The following is an 18,291-nucleotide window of genomic DNA, read 5'->3' as shown; positions in this document are numbered from 1 at the left end:
ACACCACCCTCTTGGCGGGAGACGCCGCATGGATCGATCGCGACGGGAGTTGATGGGGGGCATCGGCGCCGGGCTGGTGCTGGCCGGCATGGGCAGCACGGCCGCCTGCGCCGCGCCACAGCGCAAGCTGGGCTATGCCATTGTCGGCCTGGGCTATTATGCCACGCAGCAGATCATGCCCAATTTCGCCGGCTGCGAGCATGCGAAGCTGGTCGCGCTGGTCAGTGGCACCCCGGCCAAGCTGGCGCAATATGGCGACCAATATGGCATCCCGAAGACGCATCGCTACAGCTATGCCGAGTTCGACCGCATCCGCGACAATCCCGATATCGACATCGTCTATATCGTCCTGCCCAACAGCCTCCATGCAGAATATAGCATCCGCGCGGCGCAGGCGGGCAAGCATGTGATGTGCGAGAAGCCGATGGCGGTGTCGGTGGCCGAATGCCAGGCGATGATCGCCGCCTGCGCCAAGGCCGGCCGCAAGCTGATGATTGGCTATCGCTCGCGCTTCGAGCCTTACAACAGACTCGCGATCGAGCTGGCGCGCGGCGGCCATGTCGGGCCGACGCGGATCATCACCGCCGAACATGGCTTCCCGATCAAGCCGAACCAGTGGCGGCTCGACCGTCCCCTGTCGGGCGGCGGATCGATGATGGACATCGGCATCTATAGCCTGAACGCCGCGCGCTACCTGACCGGCGAGGAGCCGGTGGAGGTGAGCGCCATCGCCAGCACCGACCGCAGCGATCCGCGCTTTGCCACCGTCGAGGACCGGATCGACTTCATGCTGCGCTTCCCGTCGGGCATCATCGCCAATTGCGTGTCGAGCTACAGCTCGGCCCATAATGGCTATCGGGTGATCGGCACCCAGGGCTGGATCGATATGGAACCCGCGACCCAATATAGCGGCCAGACGATGATGATCCGCAAGGATGGCGTGACCGCGCCGCGCAGCCTGCCGGCGCCGGCGAAGAACCAGTTTGCCGCCCAGCTCGACCATCTGCCCGAATGCATCGCGAACGGCACCGCGCCGATCGTCGCGGGCGAGGAGGGGCTGGCCGACCTGCGCGTGATCGAGGCGATCTATCGCTCGGCTGCGGAGCATCGTTCGGTTAGCCTGACCGCATGATCGATCGTCGCACCCTGCTGGCCGGAATGGCCGCCCTGCCGCTAACCCAAGCCTTCGCCCGCGCGGCCGACCTGCCCGCCGCGCGGATCGACCGGATCGACCCGGCGCTGGACCGCATCATCGCGCCCGGCGCGCAGGTGGAGATATTGGCGCAGGGCTATCGCTGGGCCGAGGGGCCGACCTGGGCCGCGCCGATCGACGCGCTGCTGTTCGGCGATCCGCCCTCCAACATCGTCTATCGTTGGACCCGCAAGGATGGCGTCTCGCCCTTCCTCTCGCCCTCGGGCCTGCAGACCGCGATCCCCAAGGAGATACGCGAAGCCGGCCTCAACGGCATCGCGATCGACAGGGACGGCCATCTGGTCGGCGCCGACAGCGGCACGCGCGCGATCGTGCGCGTGAACCTCAAGACAAAGGCGCGGACCATCCTCGCCGACCGCTATCAGGGCAAGCGCTTCAACAGCCCCAACGACCTGACCATCGCGGCCGATGGCAGCATCTATTTTAGCGACCCGCCCTATGGCCTGACCGATGGCGACACGTCATCGCTGCGGGAAATCGGCTTCAACGGCCTCTACCGGCTGACGCCCGACGGCATGGTGACGCTGATCGACGGCAGCCATCGCCGGCCCAATGGCGTGACCCTCTCGCCCGATGGCCGCACGCTGTATCTGGCGCTGTCGGACGAGAAGCGGCCGCAGGTGCTGGCCTACAGCCTGGGCGCGGACGGCCTGCCGACCGGCCAGCGCCTGTTCCGCGACATGGCCAGCGAACTGGCCGCGGGCGAGCCGGGCCTGCCCGACGGGATCAAGACCGCGCCCGACGGTACGGTCTTTGCCACCGGCCCCGGCGGCGTCCATGTCTGCGCGCCGGACGGCAGGCTGCTCGGCAAGATCCGCACCGGCAAGGCGATCGCCAATTGCTGCATCGGCGAGGGCGGCGCGACCCTGTTCCTGACATCGGCCGACCGGCTGGCGGCGGTGCCGATGATATCCAGTGGCGCCTAGCGACCAATCACGGTCATTTCTACCAAATCCATCACCTCAGCGAAGCTTGGGATCTCAGGCGGCCAGGCGCAGGAAGGGCACCGGCTCGGTCGAACGCAGCAGGATCGGCTTGCCTTCCGACGCGCGGAAGATTTCGCCGTCCAGGATCACGCTGCTCTGCGCACCCTCGATGCGGATCGTGTCGCCCTGCTCCAGATGGATGCCCTGCATCTGCTGCTTGCCCATCCGGCGGAAGACGCTGGCCCAGACCAGGCGCAGCAGCGCCGACACGCTCTGGTCGACCGCCATCAGCTTCATGTTGCCACGGCGGCTGTCACCCGGATCGACGCCCAGCAGCAGCCGCTCCAGCGTGGTCACGATCAGGACCGAGAAGCGCCCCGCCAACTGCCCCTCGCGCATCAGCGAGATGCTGACCGGGTGGCTGGATTGTGGCAGGAATCGGGCACGAATGCCGAAAACCAGCGACGCCAGCACGGCGAGCGCAGTCAGGAAATGGCTGAATCCGTTGGACAGGCCCAGCGGATAGATCTTGTCCCGGCAATAGAGGATATAGTCGGCCAGGCCCGCACCGCCCAGGAACATGCCCAGCACCGGACGGGTCGTCTGCCCGTCGGTCAGCGCGATCAGTTCGCGCTGCACGACATGGTCGCCCAGCCCCGACTTGGCGATCTCGACGATCCGCTCCAGCGCCTTGATCGGGTCGCCATGGATGCCCAGGTCCAGCGCGATCAGGTTGGTCTTGCCATTGGGCAGCACCGCGATCGGCGGCACCCGACCGCAGAAATGCTCGCCCTGATAGAGTTCGGTCAGCGCCGCCTGCACCGTCCCGTCGCCGCCATTGATGACGATGACTGCCGGATCGACCCGCGCAATCGTCTGCAGCGCGCGGCCGATCTGGTCGACATGCTCGACCTCATAATGGAAGATGTCCGGGTTGTTGGCACAATAGCTGCGCACGCGCGGCAGGGTCTGCCGGTTGCCCGTGGACTTGGGATTGGACAGGAGCGCGACGCGAACCATGACGACCTTACATATATTTGAGGTTGATGGTGATCCGGGTCACGCCCGGTCCAGCATAGAAGGCGGCCTTGTCGACCGACGGCTTGCCCAGATTGAAGATGTTGATCGACGGATTGTTCGAAAAGCCGCCGCCATCCCGCGAAATGTCGGTCTTGCCATTGCCGTCGCGGTCATGCCGCACGGCGATGCCATATTTGCCCGGCTCCGGGATCGGCATGCAGAATCGCATGCCGCCTTCGGACGGGCGGACCACGGTGTCGATCCGGTTCAGCCATTCGCCCTTGGTCAGCCAGCTCGCCTTGGTGGCGTGATAGGACTGCATGCGCACGCGGCCGGTCGCCTCGGCAAAGCCGCGCACATCGACCAGCACCGCCGGCCCCTTGGCCGACGCGGCGCAACGGGACAGGTCGTTCGTGATTTCCTGACCATGGGCCAAGGCAGGCGTTGCGGCCAACAGAACCGCCACCGGCATCAGACCCATTGCAACTTTCAACATGACCATCAGACTCCTGGAAGCTATAGCCGCCCAATGTGATCGGACGGCGAGCCCCTGTTCGCCCCGCGACTCTTTTATTAGCTGACTCGCATATGGGCGGGGTTTGCGGCCAAAACATGGTGATGGGACGACGACATAGAGAAATGCTGACTGCCATCGACCGATATCTCGCCCGCCTGATCGCGCTGCCATTGCTTGGCACGCTGGTGATCGCCGCGATGCTGCTGGTGCTCGACAAGATGTTGAGCCTGTTCGATTTTGTCGCGGCCGAAGGCGGCCCCGTCAGCGTCGTGTGGCGCATGCTCGCCAACATGCTGCCCGAATATCTCTCGCTCGGCATTCCGATCGGGCTGATGCTCGGCATCCTGCTCGCCTTCCGCAAGCTTGCCACCTCGTCCGAACTCGACGTCATGCGCGCCGTCGGCCTGTCCTATGGCCGGCTGCTGCGCGTCCCCTACATGTTCGCCTTCGCCCTCGCCCTGCTCAACCTCGGCATTGTCGGCTGGGTCCAGCCCTTGTCCCGCCACGCCTATGAGGCGCTGCGCTTCGAACTGCGCTCGGGCGCGCTGGGCGCGTCGATCAAGGTCGGCGAGTTCACCAGCCTGGGCAAGCGCATGACCCTGCGGATCGAACGCAGCCTGGACGAAGGACGCAACCTGCGCGGCATCTTCGTCCGCGCCGTCGGCAAGGATGGCCAGTCGGTCGCGGTCACGGCGGCCCAGGGCGCCTTCCTCGCCACCGACGATCCTGACACCATCATCTTCCGCCTGCGCGACGGCGTGCTGGTGAACGATGCGCCCAAGTACAAGACGCCGCGCATCCTCTCCTTCTCCAGCCACGATCTGCCGATCGACCTGCCGCAGATCGAGAATTTCCGCGGCCGCGACGTCGACCGGGAAAAGACCCTGCCCGAACTCTTCTCGATGGGGCGTGATCCCGCCACGCCGACCAAGCTGCGCAACGAGGTCCGCTCCAACTTCCATTTCCGCATGGTCGAAGTGGTGATGATGATGCTGCTGCCGATGGCCGCGCTCGCCTTCGCGATCCCGCCCAAGCGCTCGACCTCGGCGCTCGGCGTGTTCCTTTCGATCGTCTTCATCGTCACCTATCACAAGATCAACCAATATGGCGAAAGCATCGGCTCGCTGGGCAAGATCGATCCGATCATCGCGCTATGGGGGCCGTTCCTGCTGGCGTCCGGGCTGATCTTCTGGATGTATCATGTCATCGCCCACCGCCCCGGCGGACAGCCGATCGCGGCGCTGGAATATGCCTTCGCCAAGCTCGGCAAGCAGATCGGCCGCCTGCTCCGCTTCGTGACGCGGCGCGGCGAGCCGGCGCAAGGAGCAGCCTGACCCCATGCAGTTCGATTTCTTCCCCTCGCGCCAGGTCAGCTGGTACATGGTGCGGCTGTTCCTGACCCGCACGCTCGCCGTGCTGGCGATGCTGGTGGTCGTGCTGCAGATGCTCGACCTGCTCGGCAATTCGGGCGACATCCTCGCCTATCCGGGCAATGGCGATGCACAGCTCTGGCATTATGTCGGCCTGCGCGCGCCCCAGATCGTCGCCCGCTTCCTGCCCTTCTCGGTGCTGCTCGGCACGCTCATCATGCTGGCGACGCTCAACCAGAATAGCGAAATCATCGCGATGAAGGCGGCGGGCCTCTCCGCCCAGCAGATCCTCGCCCCGCTGATCGCCGCCGCGCTCGGCGTCTCGGTCCTCAGCTACGCCTTCAACGAACGGATCGTTGCCCGCTCGACCGCGATGCTCAGCGCCTGGCAGGCGGTCGACTTCGGCCCGGTGCCCGCGGACAGCGGGATCAAGACCAACCCCTGGGTGCGTGACGGCAATAATCTCGTCACCGCGGCGATCGTCGCGGGCCATGGCCAGGACGTGCAGTTGCGCAAGGTCGAGATCTTCAACCGCATCAACAACAGCCTCACCACCATCATCACCGCGCCCAAGGGCCATTATGACGCCGCCAGCAAGAGCTGGGTGCTGGAAGGCGCGCGCCAGTTCGACGTCGCCCGCGGCACGCTCCAGAATGTCGGCACCGTCCGCTTCGGCAGCGACATCCGTCCCGACCAGTTCACCCTGGCCAAGGTCGATCCCGACGCCCTGACCTTCAGCGAGTTGCAGGCGGCGATCGGCGACCTGCACGATGCCGGGCGACCGACCGCGGAACTGGAAGGCAGCCTGTGGCACAAGCTGTCCGGGCCGCTCTCGGCCGTGCTGATGCCGATCCTCGGCTCCGTCGCCGCCTTCGGCCTCGCCCGCTCGGGCCAGCTCTTCCTGCGCGCGGTGATGGGCATGGCGCTGGGCTTCGCCTATTTCGTCGCCGACAATTTCTCGCTCGCCATGGGCAATCTGGGCGCCTACCCGCCGATCCTCGCGGCCTGGGCGCCCTTCCTCCTCTTCCTGCTGCTCGGCGAGACGGTGCTGTTCAGAACCGAGGAATAGGCGTGGTTAAGGGCTGGCAAATCTCGTCACCCCAGCGAAGGCTGGCATCTCAGGCAGGCGCACACCACGTCAACGAATAGCGAGACGCCCGCCCTCCCTCGACCACCGCCAGATCCCCCAGGCTTCGCTGGGGCGAAGAAGTTGGGGTGGGAACAAGACATAGCCCCTCCCTTCTAGGGAGGGGTTGGGGTGGGTAGCGAGTGTAGCGAGCTTCTGCCCTATCGACCGTAGACCGCCGCTACGCGGCGCACCCACCCCCAGCCCCTCCCTGGAAGGGAGGGGAGTAGGAAACGTCCGCTTCTGATCGCTTCCCGCCGTCTCCGGTGCGCAGCTTACCTGCTCGGACATTCCCTGATCTGGAAGCCAGGTCCGATCGCCTCTTTGCCGGTTGGATCACGACCAGCTGATCGCAGCAAAAGCGTCGCCCCACAATCGCCGCGCAACCCGCCTGCCCCATCCGCCAACAAAAAAAGGCCGGCGTTTTCACCGGCCTTCTTTCCTGTCCCGATCCACCGCGATCAGCGCGCGTGCATCGTGCTCCGGGCGATCTTGGCGACCAGCGGGAACATGCCGGTGTAATTACCCTGGCGATAGGGCGAGTCGATGTCGAGCGTCGCCATCAGCTGCCGATGCGCGGCCGCCAGATTATGATAGGGCACGCTCGGCAGCAGGTGATGCAACGCATGATAGCGCAGGCCGACCGGCGCCCACAGTTCGGGCAGCGTGCCGGGCGGCGGCACATTGACCGAATCCAGATATTGCGCCGTCACGGTCATCGCCTCGCCCTCATTCTCCCACAGATGCGCGACCAGGGTGCGCAGCTGGTTGATGACGGTCATCGCCGAATGGATCGCCATATAGACGAGCAAGGGCTTCCAGCCGAAGGCGAAGACACTGCCGACCAGCGCCAGCGCGAACAGGCAGGCGCCCGCTTCCTGCCAATGCCACATGCGGGCAAACTCACCCTCGGGCGCACGGCGGCGATAGGCGGGATTGATCGACAGCGCCGAAAACTCCGCCACCACCTTGCGCCGCAGCGGCGGGATGAGGAGGCTGAGCGGCGTCAGCACGCCGAAACGCAGGATCAGGCCGACCGGCGCCAGCGCGGCGACGATGATGAACAGGGGCAGCGACCAGGGCTTCATCAGCGCCAGCGGCAGATATTCCGGGTCTTCCGCCGTGCCATAACGGGTGCGGGCATGATGCTGGGTATGCACGCCTTCATACAGGAAGGACGGGATCATCAGCGGAATGCCGACCAGCAGGTTCCAGCCGAATCGGAAGCCGGGCAGCGCGCCCTTGCGGATATGGGTCAGCTCATGGATGAAGCTGGCCGCGCGATAGAGCGCCATCATCGACAACAGGGCACAGCCGATCGCGATCGCCACATTCTGGGCCAGAATCGCACCGGCCAGCGCGCCATAGCCGATCAGCGCCGACGCCAGCATGTCCGGCCAGTAGATGGCCGGGTTCGCGGTCGACAGGGTGCGCGTCAGATCCGCGGCAGCGCGCAGCATCTTCGTATCGTCGGGTATAGCCGACCGCGTGCGCGACGCGGCGGCCAATATGGGATCATGCACAGTCATGCTGCCTTCCCTACACTCCAAATGCGCTGCAATCGTGGCAGCAACGTGACATATTCACCCCGGTTGGGGGTGTGGGCCGGTACAGATGCGCCAGACGCGCATTTCCAGACCGACTCTTAGCGCTCCTGCCCCGGCCCGAGATTGACATTCCGCAAACAAGCGCCGAACTGCTCGACACATTTCTTCAAGGGCCTGCGCCGTGGCATCAACCGATCTCCTCATCACCCCCGTTTCCTCCAAGGCCGATCTCAAGGCCTTTGTCGACCTGCCCTGGCGGCTCTACGCCAATGATCCCAATTGGGTGCCGCCGCTCAAGTCCGAAGTCTACGGCCTGCTGACGCCGGGCAAGAATCCCTTCTTCGACCATGCCGAGGCTCAATATTTCCTCGCCCGGCGCGGAAACAAGGTGGTCGGCCGCATTTCCGCGCATTTCGACAAGCTGGCGCTGGCCCAGCCGGTCGAACAGGGCATGGGTCCGGGCACCGGCAATTTCGGCCTGTTCGAGGCGGAAGATGCCGAAACCGGCGCCGCCCTGATCGCCGCGGCCGAAGGCTGGCTCAAGGCCAAGGGCATGACCCGCGTGCTCGGCCCGATCTCGCTGTCGATCTGGGAAGAACCCGGCCTGCTGATCCAGGGCCATGATCATCCGCCGACGGTGATGATGGGCCATAACAGCGCCGCCTATCAGCCGATGGTCGAAGGCGCCGGCTATCAGCCGGTCAAGCAGCTCAAGACCTATGAGCTGGACATCACGAAGAATTTCCCGCCGCTGATCGAGCGCATCGTCGCCTCGGGCGAAAAGAGTGCGCGCATCACCATCCGTAAGGTCGACAAGTCGAAATTCGATCAGGAAGCCGCGATCATCCTGGGCATCCTCAACGATGCCTGGGGCAAGAATTGGGGCTTCGTGCCGATCACCGACGCCGAAGTCGCCTTCACCGGCAAGAAATTGAAGCCGCTGGTGTTCGAGGATCTGATCATGATCGCGGAGCTGGAAGGCGAACCGGTCGCCTTCATGATGACCCTGCCCGACCTTAACGAGGCGTTGAAGCCGCTCAACGGTTCGCTCTTCCCGTTCGGCTGGATCAAGCTGCTGCGCTGGCTGCGCAAGCCGCAGGTCCGCACCATGCGCGTGCCGCTGATGGGCGTGGTCCAGCGGCTGCAATCCACCCGCATGGCCAGCCAGCTCGCCTTCATGATGATCGAATATATCCGCCGCAACGCCCTGGCCCATTACAGCGCGACGCGCGGCGAGATCGGCTGGGTGCTGGACGATAATCAGGGCATGAACGCGATCGCCGACGCCATCGAATCCAGGGTCAACAAAATCTATCAGGTCTACGAAAAGACGCTGTAAGGCGGCGGGCGCGCCTCAGCGCCCGCATCCATCCGCCTGCAAGGCCATCATCGCCCGCGCCATTGCCATGCCCAGCCGGCGCTGGGCATCGGTCACCAGATGCAGTTCGTCCGCCTGCCGCGCAAGGCCGCCGGTCGGCACCATATAGGCGCAGCGCAGGGCAATGTCGCGCTGCGCCGCCTGCACCATCGCCCATCCCGGATAGCGCGCGACATGTTCCGGCGCGGCCGGCCGATCGGCGATCTGCGCAAAGAGGAACGGCAGCTCTGCGCGTCCCAGATCCCGCCGGAAATGCCCGACCAGATCGGCCAGCGCAGCGCCATAACCCGTTGCCGCCGTTTCATTTTCCGTGTCGCTCTCGCCCTGATACCAGAGGATGCCGGCCAGCCGTCCGCGGACCGATCGCACCCGCGCCAGACAGGATCCATAGAGCGTTGTTCGGTCCCCGCCGGGTCGCCAGCGCGCGATCGCGCTGCCACCCTTGGCACAGGGGATCAGGAGGATCGGCCGCCGCTGCCGCGCGATCAGCGCGCGGGCAAAGAACAGGCCCGGTCCGACCGCCGCCAGCCGGTCCGCTGACACCATGTCCTGCTGTCCCTGCGCACTGTCGATCGGTTCCACCGCCGGCCGGATGATGCCGTCATTGCCCAGCATCATCACGCCCGGCACCGGCGCCCTTTCCGGCTCGGTAAGGTCCGCCAAGGCGCCCCGCCCCGACATGTTGGACTGGCCGGCCAGCACATAGATGTCGGGCAAGGGCGCCGCGCCGCCCGCCGAGCCAGCCGCGCCGATCAGCGCGGCCAGGCCCAGCCCGGCAACTCGCCAGCTCAATAGCTGTAGCTCAGGCGGATGCCGCCATAACGATGGAAATCGCGCGGCACATAGCCTTGGATCGCCGTCGTCCCGTAGCGGTTCGACACATCGTTGATCAGGTAGCGATAATGCTGGTCGAACAGATTGTTGATGAAGCCCATCACCTGCCAGGACTTGTCGGCGCTGCGCAGCCCCAGCGCGATGTTCACCATCGCATATTCCGGCTGGATGGTGCGCGGATTCTGGTCCAGCGGCACGACCTTGCTCTGCCAGGTGACGGCCCCCTGCGCGACCAGTTCCAGCGGCCCCTGTCCCAGCGGCTGGGCATAATCGATATTGCCCGCCAGCTTCCACTTGGGCGAGATCAGCATCGCCTTGCCGCTCAGATCCTGGCGCGGCGGCGTGCCGACGCATCCCTGCGCCGCGGTCTGGTTCACATAACAGGCCGCGCCGGCAAACTCCTTGAACTTGGCGTCCAGATAGGTCAGCGACCCATTGATGGTCAGCCCGGCCACCGGGCGGATGCTGGTTTCCATTTCCAGCCCCCGGATGCGCACCTTGCCGACATTGGTCAGACGGAAATTCTGCGTCCCGTCGGCCAGATTTTCCACCGCCTGGGTCTGGAAATCGCGGAAGTTGGAATTAAAGACGGTGACGTTCAGCGTCACCTTACGATCCAGCAACTGCGATCGGAAGCCAAGCTCCAGGCTGTCGGATTTTTCCGGGTTCACCGGGCCGGCGTCGGCGCGCGCCTGGTTGAAGCCCGACGAGATGTCATAGGCCTGCCCCTTATGCCCGGTCGCATAGGTGAGATAGAGGTTCATGTCGCGCGCGACATCCTGCTTGATGCCCAGCTTGTAGGTGCCGAAACTGTCGCTGCTGCGCCCCGCATAGACCCGGCTGGCCGCCAGATCGGTGAACACATAATCGATCTTTTCCCGGCTGTAGCGGCCACCGGCGATCAGTGTCGTGCCGGGCAGCGGATCATATTCCAGCTGGCCAAAGCCCGCGATCAGGTCGCTGCCGTTGGTCGCATCCCAATTGGCGTTGGAAAAGAGCGGCCCGCGATAGAAGTCGCGGCCAATGTCGACATTGCTGTAATAGGCGCCCAGCGTATAGCGGAACCGGTCCTTGCCGGGCGAAATCAGCCGCAGTTCCTGGCTGAACTGCTCGCTGTCGAAATGGCCATATTGGAAATTCTGGAAGCTGCTGATCGCGGAATCGTCACTGTCGAACCAGTCATGCGACTTGTAGCGGTCATGCGCGGTGATCGACATGATCGTCGGGCCACCCGTATCATAGCTCAGCCGCAGCGACTGGGCGAAATCATTATAGGTGTTGCCGGTCGGAAAATCGATCGACACGTCCGTATTGTCCTTGTCGACCGTGATGCCCGGCGCGAACACATCCTGGGTAAAGGCGGGGTTGCCGCGCAGGATCGCATTGTCGCCCAGTTCGATGAAGGGCCGCGTCGCTGTCGTCCGCCCATCGGCATAATCGATCGCCAGATCGGCCTGCAACTCGGCCGTCGGGTTCCAGCGCAGCTTGTTGCGGGTGGAGAAATAGCGGCGTCCATTCAGCGTCTTGCCGTCGGCCAGGTTGCGCGAATTGCCCTTGAAATCATCATAGTTGACGCTGGTGCGGAAACCCAGCGTGTCGGTCAGCGGCCCGGAAAGAACCGCGCCGATCTGCTGCTCGTCATCGGTGGTGATCATGCCGCGCACCGACGCGGTCAGCGTCTTGGTCGGTGCCTTGGACACGATATTGATGAGGCCCGCCGAGGCCGACTTGCCATACAGCGTCGTCTGCGGCCCGCGCAGCACCTCGATCCGCTCGATATCGGAAAGATCGGTGAAGGCGCGCGACTGGAAGGCCAGCGCCACATCGTCCAGGATGACCGCGACGCTCGGCTCGACGCCGGGGCTGAAGGCCAGGGTGCCGACGCCGCGGATCGCGACATTGGCGCTCGCCGGATTTTCCGCCGGCCGGATGCTCAGCGACGGCGACACGCGGCTCAGATCGTTGAAATCCTGCACCGCATTGGCCTGCAACTGGGCCTCGCCCAGCACCTGCACGGACAAGGGCACATCCTGCACATTCTGCTCGCGCTTCTGCGCCGTCACGATGATGTCGCCGGCCGACATATCCTGCGCCTGCGCATGGGCCACGCCCGCCAGCGTCCCCGATGCGACGCCAACCAGCAGGCTCGCCATCACGACTGCCATTTTCGACTGCCCCTTCATTATCCTCTCCCGATCCTGTGTTCCAAAGCTGCCACCGGGAGCCATCGGCCGATGCGCCGGTTTGCCCGACTGCCTCCACCACAAAGCCCACATTGCGGGACTCGACTCCAGATTTCGAAAAGGCTGTAACCGACGGATCAGGCCAGCGCAACATATTGGTCAAGCCAATATTGGTGAACACGGTACTTGCCAGACAAATTGGCCTGACAGGTCGATGGCCATGGCGGATGGATGCGCTCCTGCAGAAGCGGCCGCCGTGAATCAGCATCGGCGCGATCGACGGTCCGCAGACAGTCGATCGCGCCGATCGCGCATTTTCAAAATTGGGTCAGGCGGCGGCCGGGGTTGCCTCGGCCGGCTTCAGGTGGCGCGCCAGGAAGTCGAGGCAGCTGCGCACCTTGGCGCTGTCCCCCTGCGCCGGCAGATAGAGGGCGACGATCGGCGATTCCGGCAGCGCGACGGCGGGAAGCACCGTCTGCAACCGCCCCTCTTCCAGATCGTCCGACACCGCCCATAGCGACTTGATGACGATACCGGCGCCATTGAGCGCCCACATCCGCGCCATTTCCCCATCATTGGTGCTCAGCACCCGGCTCGCCCGGTTGTCCCGCCCCATGTCCATGTCGATCGCGCGCCACATATCCTGCCCGCCGCCAATGACGATCCGGTCATGGCTGGCCAGATCCTCGATCGTGCGCGGCACGCCGCGTCGGCTGAGATATTCGGGCGAGGCGCAGAGCATGCGCGGATTGTCGGCCAGCCGCTTCATGATCAGGCCGCTGTCGGGCGGCGGATCGAAACAGATGGCGATGTCATGGCCGGTCTCAACGATATTGGCTGCCTGCCCCGCCGCCTCCAGATGCACCGCCACCTCCGGGTGCAGCGTCGCATAATGCTGGAACAGCGGCGCCAGCCGGCTGCGGCCCGAATGCAGCGTCGTCACCACGCGCAATGCGCCGACCGGCTCGGTGGCGTTGCGCATCACGACATTTTCCGCCTGGTCGATGTCGGACAGCGCCTGTCCCGCCTTCTCGTAGAAGATCTGGCCTTCCTGCGTCAGCGTCATGTGCCGGCTGTTGCGGCGCACCAGCATCACCCCCAGCCGCGACTCCAGTTGCGACAGGCGACGACTGGTCGCGGCAAGCGACAGGTCCAGTCGTTTTGCCGCTTCGGACAGGCTGCCCGATTCGGCAATTTTCACGAAGGACAGGATTTCAGCATAGCGATCGGCCATGCGCAAAAAGCTATGCGCGTTACGCTGCATTGCAATAGGCGCAAGGTTGCAGTTCCGTGTGAAAACATTGCCACGTCTCCCAAACGGCACGGAAATGCGACGGAATTTTGCTGGCGTTACCGCTACCGCAAGGCTGGCTTGCATGGCGTGGACCGCGTTGACCGTCGCTTGTGCGTCGCATCATTTTTCGAACAAAGGCCGCCCGTCGGCTCCATTTCGGAAAGGACCGCCATGATCCGCACGCTCGCCGCAACGCGCGCCGCGCCCACGCCCAAGACCAATCAGCGTCTTGCCTGGAACGATATCGAGGCGCTGCCCATCTATGCCGCCATGGCGCTCTGCTTCGCCTGCGCCTGGCTGGCGATCAGCGACAGCACCCCCACCATCTATGCGACGATCCTGAAGGCCGTTGGCATCATCGGCGGCATGGCGCTGCGCCATGCCTGGCTGAAACTGGATGAAGCCGACGGCACGGACATCGCCTGACCCCGTAGAGAACCGCTCCCCCTATGATCGTCGGACGTGCCCCACGTATCCGCCAGAGTTTCCAGACCGCGTGGCGTACGCTGATCGCGCTGTTCTTCTGGGATCTGGCGGTCACCATCTTCTACTTCATCTCGCCCTTCAAGGCGCCGGCCCTGCCGCTGACCATCTTCGGCACCGCGCTCGCCCTGGTACTCGGCTTCCGCGTCAACTCCGCCTATCAGCGCTGGTGGGAAGGCCGCATCCTGTGGGGTGCGATGGTCAATGTCTCGCGCAGCTGGGCACGCGCGGTGATGAACTTCATCCCCGACCGGGCCGAAACGGCGGAACTGCGTCAGACCCTGGTCGAACGCCATATCGCCTATGTCCAAGCGCTGCGCTGCCAGCTCCGCCGGATCGATCCGGCGCCCGATGTGCGCCGCGTGCTCGCCGGCCCGGAGATTCCGGAGGAGATTCCGGAACTGGGCCGCCGTAATCCCGCCAACGGCCTGCTCGACGGATCGGGCCGCCGGATCGAACAGGCGCGCGCGGATGGCTGGATCGACAGCATCCAGCAGACCCAGATCGAACGGCTGCTGGTCGACATGTCGAACGCGCAGGGCGGCATGGAGCGGATCAAGAACACGCCGCTGCCCGCCCAATATCGCAGCTTCCCCAAATTCTTCACCCGGCTCTTCTGCATCCTGCTGCCGATCGGCCTGGTCGAGACATTGGGCATCGCCACCCCGGTCGGATCGGCGGTCGCGGGCTTCATGTATCTTGCCGTGCTGCAGATCGGCGACGATCTGGTCGATCCGTTCGGCAACGACGTCCACGACCTGCCGCTCGACAGCATCACCACCACGATCGAAGCGGACATGTGCGACACGCTTGGCCGCGAAGGGCCTCCGCCGGTCCAGCCGGTCGACGGCGTGCTCTGGTAAAGCCAAAGATCGCCCGCCAAACCGGCCGTCATCCCGCATTAGATGCGGGATCCATTCAGCGCGCCCTATCTGGCCTAGTGCAGAATGGATACTGATTTTCGTCAGGATGACGCCCGTAGAGATTGACAGGCTTCGACCAGCAGCGGCCCATCCCATCATCGTCACCCTGAACTTGTTTCAGGGTCCATTCCTCCCAGCAGACCAATGGCTTGTTAGGTTTGATAGATGCTGAAACAAGTTCAGCATGACGTAGGTGGGATGGCCGCTTCCCACCCTCGATCGCTGTCCACAGAGCCGATCGCACAAAGCGCTCCCCGCAGCGGCCTGTCCGCTCATGGCCGGAAAAGCTGTCCGGCGCGACACGACCAGCAGCGGACATTCCTCCCCGGCACGGGGAGGTGGCAGCGCGAAGCGCCGACGGAGGGGCAGGTGCCTCTTAGCGCTGCGCTATCCGGCCTGTGCCCCTCCACCACTCGCTACGCGAGCGGTCCCCCTCCCCGTGACGGGGAGGAATGTCTTGTTCCCACCCCATCCCGTCCCTTCGGCGAGCGTTGAATCGGTCCACGCCAGCCTAGCCCCGCTTCCCCTTCCCCTCGATCAGCACCGCCTGCTGCCAGCGGCTCGGCGCCTTGTCGGTGCGGTGGATGCAGCCGGCCCAGCAGCAGGGCCGCTTCTTGCCCTCCTGCAATTCCTCGACAGTGCGCGCAATGCGCCGCGCGCGGGTCGCGGCCTGCTTGGCATCCTCGACCCAGCAGATGAACTCGTTGCGGCCAAGCGGCGTCAGCCCCTGCCACAGCGCGAAGATGCCGGCGTCAGCCCGGATCGCCGCCTGCATGTCATCGGCCGCCTCATGCACCGTGCCTTGAAGGAAATCGTCCGTCATCCAGCCTCTCCGATCATTGCGATGCGCAGGCTAGGCGGAAAAGGCCGGCTCCGCCAGCGCCAGCCCATGCGCCCGGATCGCGCCGGGCCAGCCTTCCGCCGCCGCCTCGAACGCCGCCCTGTCCCTGGCATAAAGCGCACGGATCGCCGCTTCATAACCGGGCCGGTCGCCTGCCATCGCGGTGAGGAAATGATAGGCCGCGTCCATCGCCGCACGGGGCGAGGGCCTGTCCGCGCTCGCCTTCACTGCGTCCTCCACCAGTTGCCGCAACGTGGCGGAGGCGCCGCGCGGCTGCGCCGCCAACCAGTCCCAATGGCGCGGCAGCAGGGTGATCTCGCGCGCCTGCACCCCCATCTTGGGTCGCCCCCGCCCCCGCGGCGCCGCATCGACCTGCAGGTCGATATCCACCTGCCGTCCGGTGCGATCGTCGAACAGCAGGATATTCTGCGCGTCGTCCCCCATGGCACGCAGCGCCGCGCGCACCTCATCCTCGTCGCCGGTCGCGATCCAATAGTCGCCCGAAAAGGCCGTCAATGTGCGGTCCATGCCGAATCTCCTTCGACACGGGATTTATTACCCGGATATAATAGAGTCAATAATATCCGGATTAAATTCAGATATCGCGCAGTTCGACCCAGGTCGGCGCATGGTCGCTCGCCTTTTCCCGGCCACGAAACGCCTTGTCGACCTGGGCATCAACCAGCCGGTCGGCCGCCGCCGGGCTCAGCAGCAGATGGTCGATGCGGAAGCCCGCGTCGCGCGGCCAGGCCCCGGCCTGATAGTCCCAATAGGTCCACACGCCCCCGGCCGGATGGCGGGTCAGGATCGAATCGGTCCAGCCGTCGCCCAGCAGCCGGCGATAGGCCTCCCGGCTTTCAGGCTGCATCAGCGCATCGTCCGCCATCGCCTTGGGCGAATAGATATCCACGTCGCGCGGGATGACATTATAGTCGCCGGCCAGGATGGCGGGCACTTCCTCCGCCCAGATTTCCGCCGCCCGTTCCCGCAGCCGCTTCATCCAGCGCAGCTTGTAATCGAATTTCGGCCCCGGCTGCGGATTACCGTTGGGCAGGTAGATGCTGGCGACCCGCACCCCCTTCACATCGGCTTCCAGATAGCGGCTCTGCTCGTCCTCGGGCTCGCCCTCCAGGCCCCGGCGTACCTCCACCGGCTGGTCGCCGCGCGCCAGGATCGCCACGCCGTTGAAGCCCTTCTGCCCGTGCCAGATCACGCCATAGCCGGCATCCTCGATATCCTTGACCGGGAAGGTCTCGTCGGATGTCTTGATTTCCTGCAGGCAGGCAATATCGGGCCGGGTCTCGTCCAGCCATTCCAGCAGGCGCGGCAACCGCGCCTTGATGCCGTTGATGTTGAAGGTGGCGATACGCATAATGGACCTGTCTCTTTCGCTGTCGACTTCCCTTTAGAGAAGTGGGCTGCGTCTACAAGCCAATGCGCCGATCAGACCGAGAAGCTGGTGCCGCAGCCGCAACCGGCGGTCGCGTTGGGATTGGTCACCTTGAACGCCGCGCCGCCCAGGTCCGACACGAAATCGACCGCAGAGCCGCGCACCAGGTCCAGGCTGACATCGTCCACCACCAGCGTCACGCCATCGCGCTCCACCGCCAGATCCTCGGCCTCCACCTGCTCGGCCAGGCCAAAGCGATATTGGAAGCCCGAACAGCCGCCGCCTTCCACGGCCAGCCGCAATATGGCGGGCTTGCCCTGCTTGGCGGCGATCGCCGCGACGCGCGCGGCAGCGGAGGGAGTGAGGTCAATATCGGCCATGGCGCCTAGATAGGATCAAGCAAAAGCCCCGGCAACCCATGGGCGCCGGGGCTTTGGAAAAGTCGGGATCAAAAGCGGTCGATCAGTCGACGGCCTTTTCGTCCGCCTTGGTCGGGCCGCCCATGGCGACCGGCGGCTTGGTGTTCATCGCGATCAGATAATCGGGACCGGCGACGAACGGGATCGGGTTGATCGCCGCGCCATCGACGCGGACTTCATAATGGAGGTGGCTGCCGGTCGAACGGCCGGTCGACCCCATCAGGCCGATCACCTGGCCGCGATGGACATAGGAGTTGGGCGCAACCAGCAGCTTCGACATATGGCCGTAGCGGGTTTCCATGCCATTGCCGTGCGAGATCTGGACCAGGTTGCCATAACCGCTGGCCCAGCCGGCGCGGCTGATGATGCCGTCGGCGGTCGCGTGGATCGGGGTGCCGATCGGGCCGGGAATATCGATGCCCTTGTGCATGCGGGCGCTGCGGTTGAACGGGTCGGAACGCACGCCGAAGTTCGAGGTCAGCGACAGCTTCTCGACCGGGCGGCCCGAGGGGATATAGGCTGCGGTCTTGGCGTTGCCGTCCATGCGCTGCAGGCTGGAGAAGATGTTGGAGAAGCCGACATCGGCCGGGCCGAGCGCACTGGTATTGATTTCCGAGGCGTCGCCATATGGATCATCTTCATCCTTGGCGTTGGCCGGAGCTGCGGCGCACATCACGCCTACCATGCCGACCATCCCGAAAATCTTGGCCGTCTTGCTGGCCGATTGGAACCAACGCGCACCCAGCGCATTCACAGTACGAAGAATCAACATGCCGACCCCGACTTATGCCCGCGAAGGCTTTTGCCTCTCGTGGGTTCCCCATGTT

At 64.8% G+C, this 18,291-nt stretch carries 18 protein-coding genes; 7 read left to right on the top strand and 11 right to left on the bottom strand.

From position 1 onward, the window contains the following. Positions 1-28: 28 nt before the first annotated feature. Entirely contained in the window at positions 29-1,132 is a 1,104-nt protein-coding gene (locus U0025_RS02550) for a Gfo/Idh/MocA family protein (protein WP_004211031.1), read from the top strand. After that, a complete protein-coding gene (locus tag U0025_RS02545; protein WP_004211030.1) occupies positions 1,129-2,139 on the top strand; it encodes an SMP-30/gluconolactonase/LRE family protein in 1,011 nt (336 codons plus the stop codon). Before U0025_RS02550 ends, U0025_RS02545 begins: the two co-directional genes overlap by 4 nt. A gap of 54 nt (positions 2,140-2,193) precedes the next feature. Here the strand turns inward: U0025_RS02545 and U0025_RS02540 are convergent, their stop codons facing one another. Next, positions 2,194-3,159 carry an acylglycerol kinase family protein gene (locus U0025_RS02540; protein WP_004211028.1) on the bottom strand — a complete coding sequence of 322 codons (966 nt, stop codon included), beginning with the start codon at positions 3,157-3,159 and terminating at the stop codon, positions 2,194-2,196. A 7-nt stretch (positions 3,160-3,166) separates the two neighbouring features. Then, on the bottom strand, positions 3,167-3,661 hold the full coding sequence (locus U0025_RS02535; RefSeq protein WP_010337967.1) for a DUF2141 domain-containing protein: 495 nt from the start codon (positions 3,659-3,661) through the stop codon (positions 3,167-3,169). 137 nt (positions 3,662-3,798) lie between these two features. Between U0025_RS02535 and lptF the strand changes: the two genes are divergently transcribed. Then, positions 3,799-5,010, top strand: a complete 1,212-nt coding sequence (gene lptF, locus U0025_RS02530) for an LPS export ABC transporter permease LptF (protein ID WP_004211025.1) — start codon at positions 3,799-3,801, stop codon at positions 5,008-5,010. 4 nt (positions 5,011-5,014) lie between these two features. Continuing rightward, positions 5,015-6,115: an LPS export ABC transporter permease LptG gene (gene lptG / locus U0025_RS02525; RefSeq protein ID WP_004211023.1), complete on the top strand. Its 1,101-nt coding sequence runs from the start codon at positions 5,015-5,017 to the stop codon at positions 6,113-6,115. Positions 6,116-6,633: 518 nt separating this feature from the next. Here lptG and U0025_RS02520 read toward each other — a convergent pair. After that, a complete protein-coding gene (locus U0025_RS02520; protein WP_004211021.1) occupies positions 6,634-7,701 on the bottom strand; it encodes a fatty acid desaturase family protein in 1,068 nt (355 codons plus the stop codon). Positions 7,702-7,900: 199 nt separating this feature from the next. On the opposite strand from U0025_RS02520, the gene U0025_RS02515 reads away from it, so the two are divergent. Then, on the top strand, positions 7,901-9,058 hold the full coding sequence (locus U0025_RS02515) for a hypothetical protein (protein WP_004211020.1): 1,158 nt from the start codon (positions 7,901-7,903) through the stop codon (positions 9,056-9,058). A 15-nt stretch (positions 9,059-9,073) separates the two neighbouring features. On the opposite strand, the gene U0025_RS02510 is transcribed toward U0025_RS02515, so the two are convergent. The 3 genes from U0025_RS02510 to U0025_RS02500 all read right to left on the bottom strand — a co-directional run bounded on the left by U0025_RS02510 (position 9,074) and on the right by U0025_RS02500 (position 13,348). Beyond that, on the bottom strand, positions 9,074-9,889 hold the full coding sequence (locus U0025_RS02510) for a sialate O-acetylesterase (protein WP_004211018.1): 816 nt from the start codon (positions 9,887-9,889) through the stop codon (positions 9,074-9,076). Next, positions 9,886-12,114: a TonB-dependent receptor gene (locus U0025_RS02505; protein ID WP_004211017.1), complete on the bottom strand. Its 2,229-nt coding sequence runs from the start codon at positions 12,112-12,114 to the stop codon at positions 9,886-9,888. The genes U0025_RS02510 and U0025_RS02505 overlap by 4 nt, the downstream gene beginning before the upstream one ends. Positions 12,115-12,442: 328 nt before the next feature. Beyond that, positions 12,443-13,348 (bottom strand): LysR family transcriptional regulator, encoded by a 906-nt coding sequence (locus U0025_RS02500; RefSeq protein ID WP_037492074.1) that lies wholly within the window; start codon positions 13,346-13,348, stop codon positions 12,443-12,445. Positions 13,349-13,579: 231 nt separating this feature from the next. Here U0025_RS02500 and U0025_RS02495 point away from each other — a divergent pair, with 231 nt between their 5' ends. Further along, positions 13,580-13,834 (top strand): hypothetical protein, encoded by a 255-nt coding sequence (locus tag U0025_RS02495; protein ID WP_004211015.1) that lies wholly within the window; start codon positions 13,580-13,582, stop codon positions 13,832-13,834. A 23-nt stretch (positions 13,835-13,857) separates the two neighbouring features. Beyond that, positions 13,858-14,754: a bestrophin family protein gene (locus U0025_RS02490; protein ID WP_004211014.1), complete on the top strand. Its 897-nt coding sequence runs from the start codon at positions 13,858-13,860 to the stop codon at positions 14,752-14,754. 571 nt (positions 14,755-15,325) lie between these two features. Here U0025_RS02490 and U0025_RS02485 read toward each other — a convergent pair. The 5 genes from U0025_RS02485 to U0025_RS02465 form a co-directional block, all read right to left on the bottom strand. Next, positions 15,326-15,637 carry a YdeI/OmpD-associated family protein gene (locus U0025_RS02485; RefSeq protein ID WP_004211013.1) on the bottom strand — a complete coding sequence of 104 codons (312 nt, stop codon included), beginning with the start codon at positions 15,635-15,637 and terminating at the stop codon, positions 15,326-15,328. A 30-nt stretch (positions 15,638-15,667) separates the two neighbouring features. After that, a complete protein-coding gene (locus U0025_RS02480) occupies positions 15,668-16,183 on the bottom strand; it encodes a DUF2239 family protein (protein WP_004211012.1) in 516 nt (171 codons plus the stop codon). A 67-nt stretch (positions 16,184-16,250) separates the two neighbouring features. Beyond that, a complete protein-coding gene (gene xth / locus U0025_RS02475) occupies positions 16,251-17,027 on the bottom strand; it encodes an exodeoxyribonuclease III (protein ID WP_004211011.1) in 777 nt (258 codons plus the stop codon). 71 nt (positions 17,028-17,098) lie between these two features. Then, entirely contained in the window at positions 17,099-17,425 is a 327-nt protein-coding gene (erpA, locus tag U0025_RS02470) for an iron-sulfur cluster insertion protein ErpA (RefSeq protein WP_004211010.1), read from the bottom strand. 82 nt (positions 17,426-17,507) lie between these two features. Continuing rightward, positions 17,508-18,236: a M23 family metallopeptidase gene (locus U0025_RS02465; RefSeq protein ID WP_004211009.1), complete on the bottom strand. Its 729-nt coding sequence runs from the start codon at positions 18,234-18,236 to the stop codon at positions 17,508-17,510. Positions 18,237-18,291: the final 55 nt, after the last annotated feature.

Source organism: Sphingobium yanoikuyae (genome assembly GCF_034424525.1).
GTDB classification, from domain to species: Bacteria; Pseudomonadota; Alphaproteobacteria; order Sphingomonadales; family Sphingomonadaceae; genus Sphingobium; species Sphingobium yanoikuyae.
Note: the sequence above shows the minus strand (reverse complement) of the source record. Positions and strands in the feature narration are given on the sequence as shown.

Bases quoted from the DNA above. Each gene is read 5' to 3' on its own strand.
- U0025_RS02485 (WP_004211013.1), bottom strand. From the start codon at position 15,637: ATGACGGACGATTTCCTTCAAGGCACGGTGCATGAGGCGGCCGATGAC.
- U0025_RS02505 (WP_004211017.1), bottom strand. From the start codon at position 12,114: ATGAAGGGGCAGTCGAAAATGGCAGTCGTGATGGCGAGCCTGCTGGTT.
- U0025_RS02540 (WP_004211028.1), bottom strand. From the start codon at position 3,159: ATGGTTCGCGTCGCGCTCCTGTCCAATCCCAAGTCCACGGGCAACCGG.
- lptG (WP_004211023.1), top strand. From the start codon at position 5,015: ATGCAGTTCGATTTCTTCCCCTCGCGCCAGGTCAGCTGGTACATGGTG.
- U0025_RS02495 (WP_004211015.1), top strand. From the start codon at position 13,580: ATGATCCGCACGCTCGCCGCAACGCGCGCCGCGCCCACGCCCAAGACC.
- xth (WP_004211011.1), bottom strand. From the start codon at position 17,027: ATGCGTATCGCCACCTTCAACATCAACGGCATCAAGGCGCGGTTGCCG.
- U0025_RS02480 (WP_004211012.1), bottom strand. From the start codon at position 16,183: ATGGACCGCACATTGACGGCCTTTTCGGGCGACTATTGGATCGCGACC.
- U0025_RS02535 (WP_010337967.1), bottom strand. From the start codon at position 3,661: ATGGTCATGTTGAAAGTTGCAATGGGTCTGATGCCGGTGGCGGTTCTG.
- erpA (WP_004211010.1), bottom strand. From the start codon at position 17,425: ATGGCCGATATTGACCTCACTCCCTCCGCTGCCGCGCGCGTCGCGGCG.
- lptF (WP_004211025.1), top strand. From the start codon at position 3,799: ATGCTGACTGCCATCGACCGATATCTCGCCCGCCTGATCGCGCTGCCA.
- U0025_RS02465 (WP_004211009.1), bottom strand. From the start codon at position 18,236: ATGTTGATTCTTCGTACTGTGAATGCGCTGGGTGCGCGTTGGTTCCAA.
- U0025_RS02500 (WP_037492074.1), bottom strand. From the start codon at position 13,348: ATGGCCGATCGCTATGCTGAAATCCTGTCCTTCGTGAAAATTGCCGAA.
- U0025_RS02490 (WP_004211014.1), top strand. From the start codon at position 13,858: ATGATCGTCGGACGTGCCCCACGTATCCGCCAGAGTTTCCAGACCGCG.
- U0025_RS02550 (WP_004211031.1), top strand. From the start codon at position 29: ATGGATCGATCGCGACGGGAGTTGATGGGGGGCATCGGCGCCGGGCTG.
- U0025_RS02520 (WP_004211021.1), bottom strand. From the start codon at position 7,701: ATGACTGTGCATGATCCCATATTGGCCGCCGCGTCGCGCACGCGGTCG.
- U0025_RS02545 (WP_004211030.1), top strand. From the start codon at position 1,129: ATGATCGATCGTCGCACCCTGCTGGCCGGAATGGCCGCCCTGCCGCTA.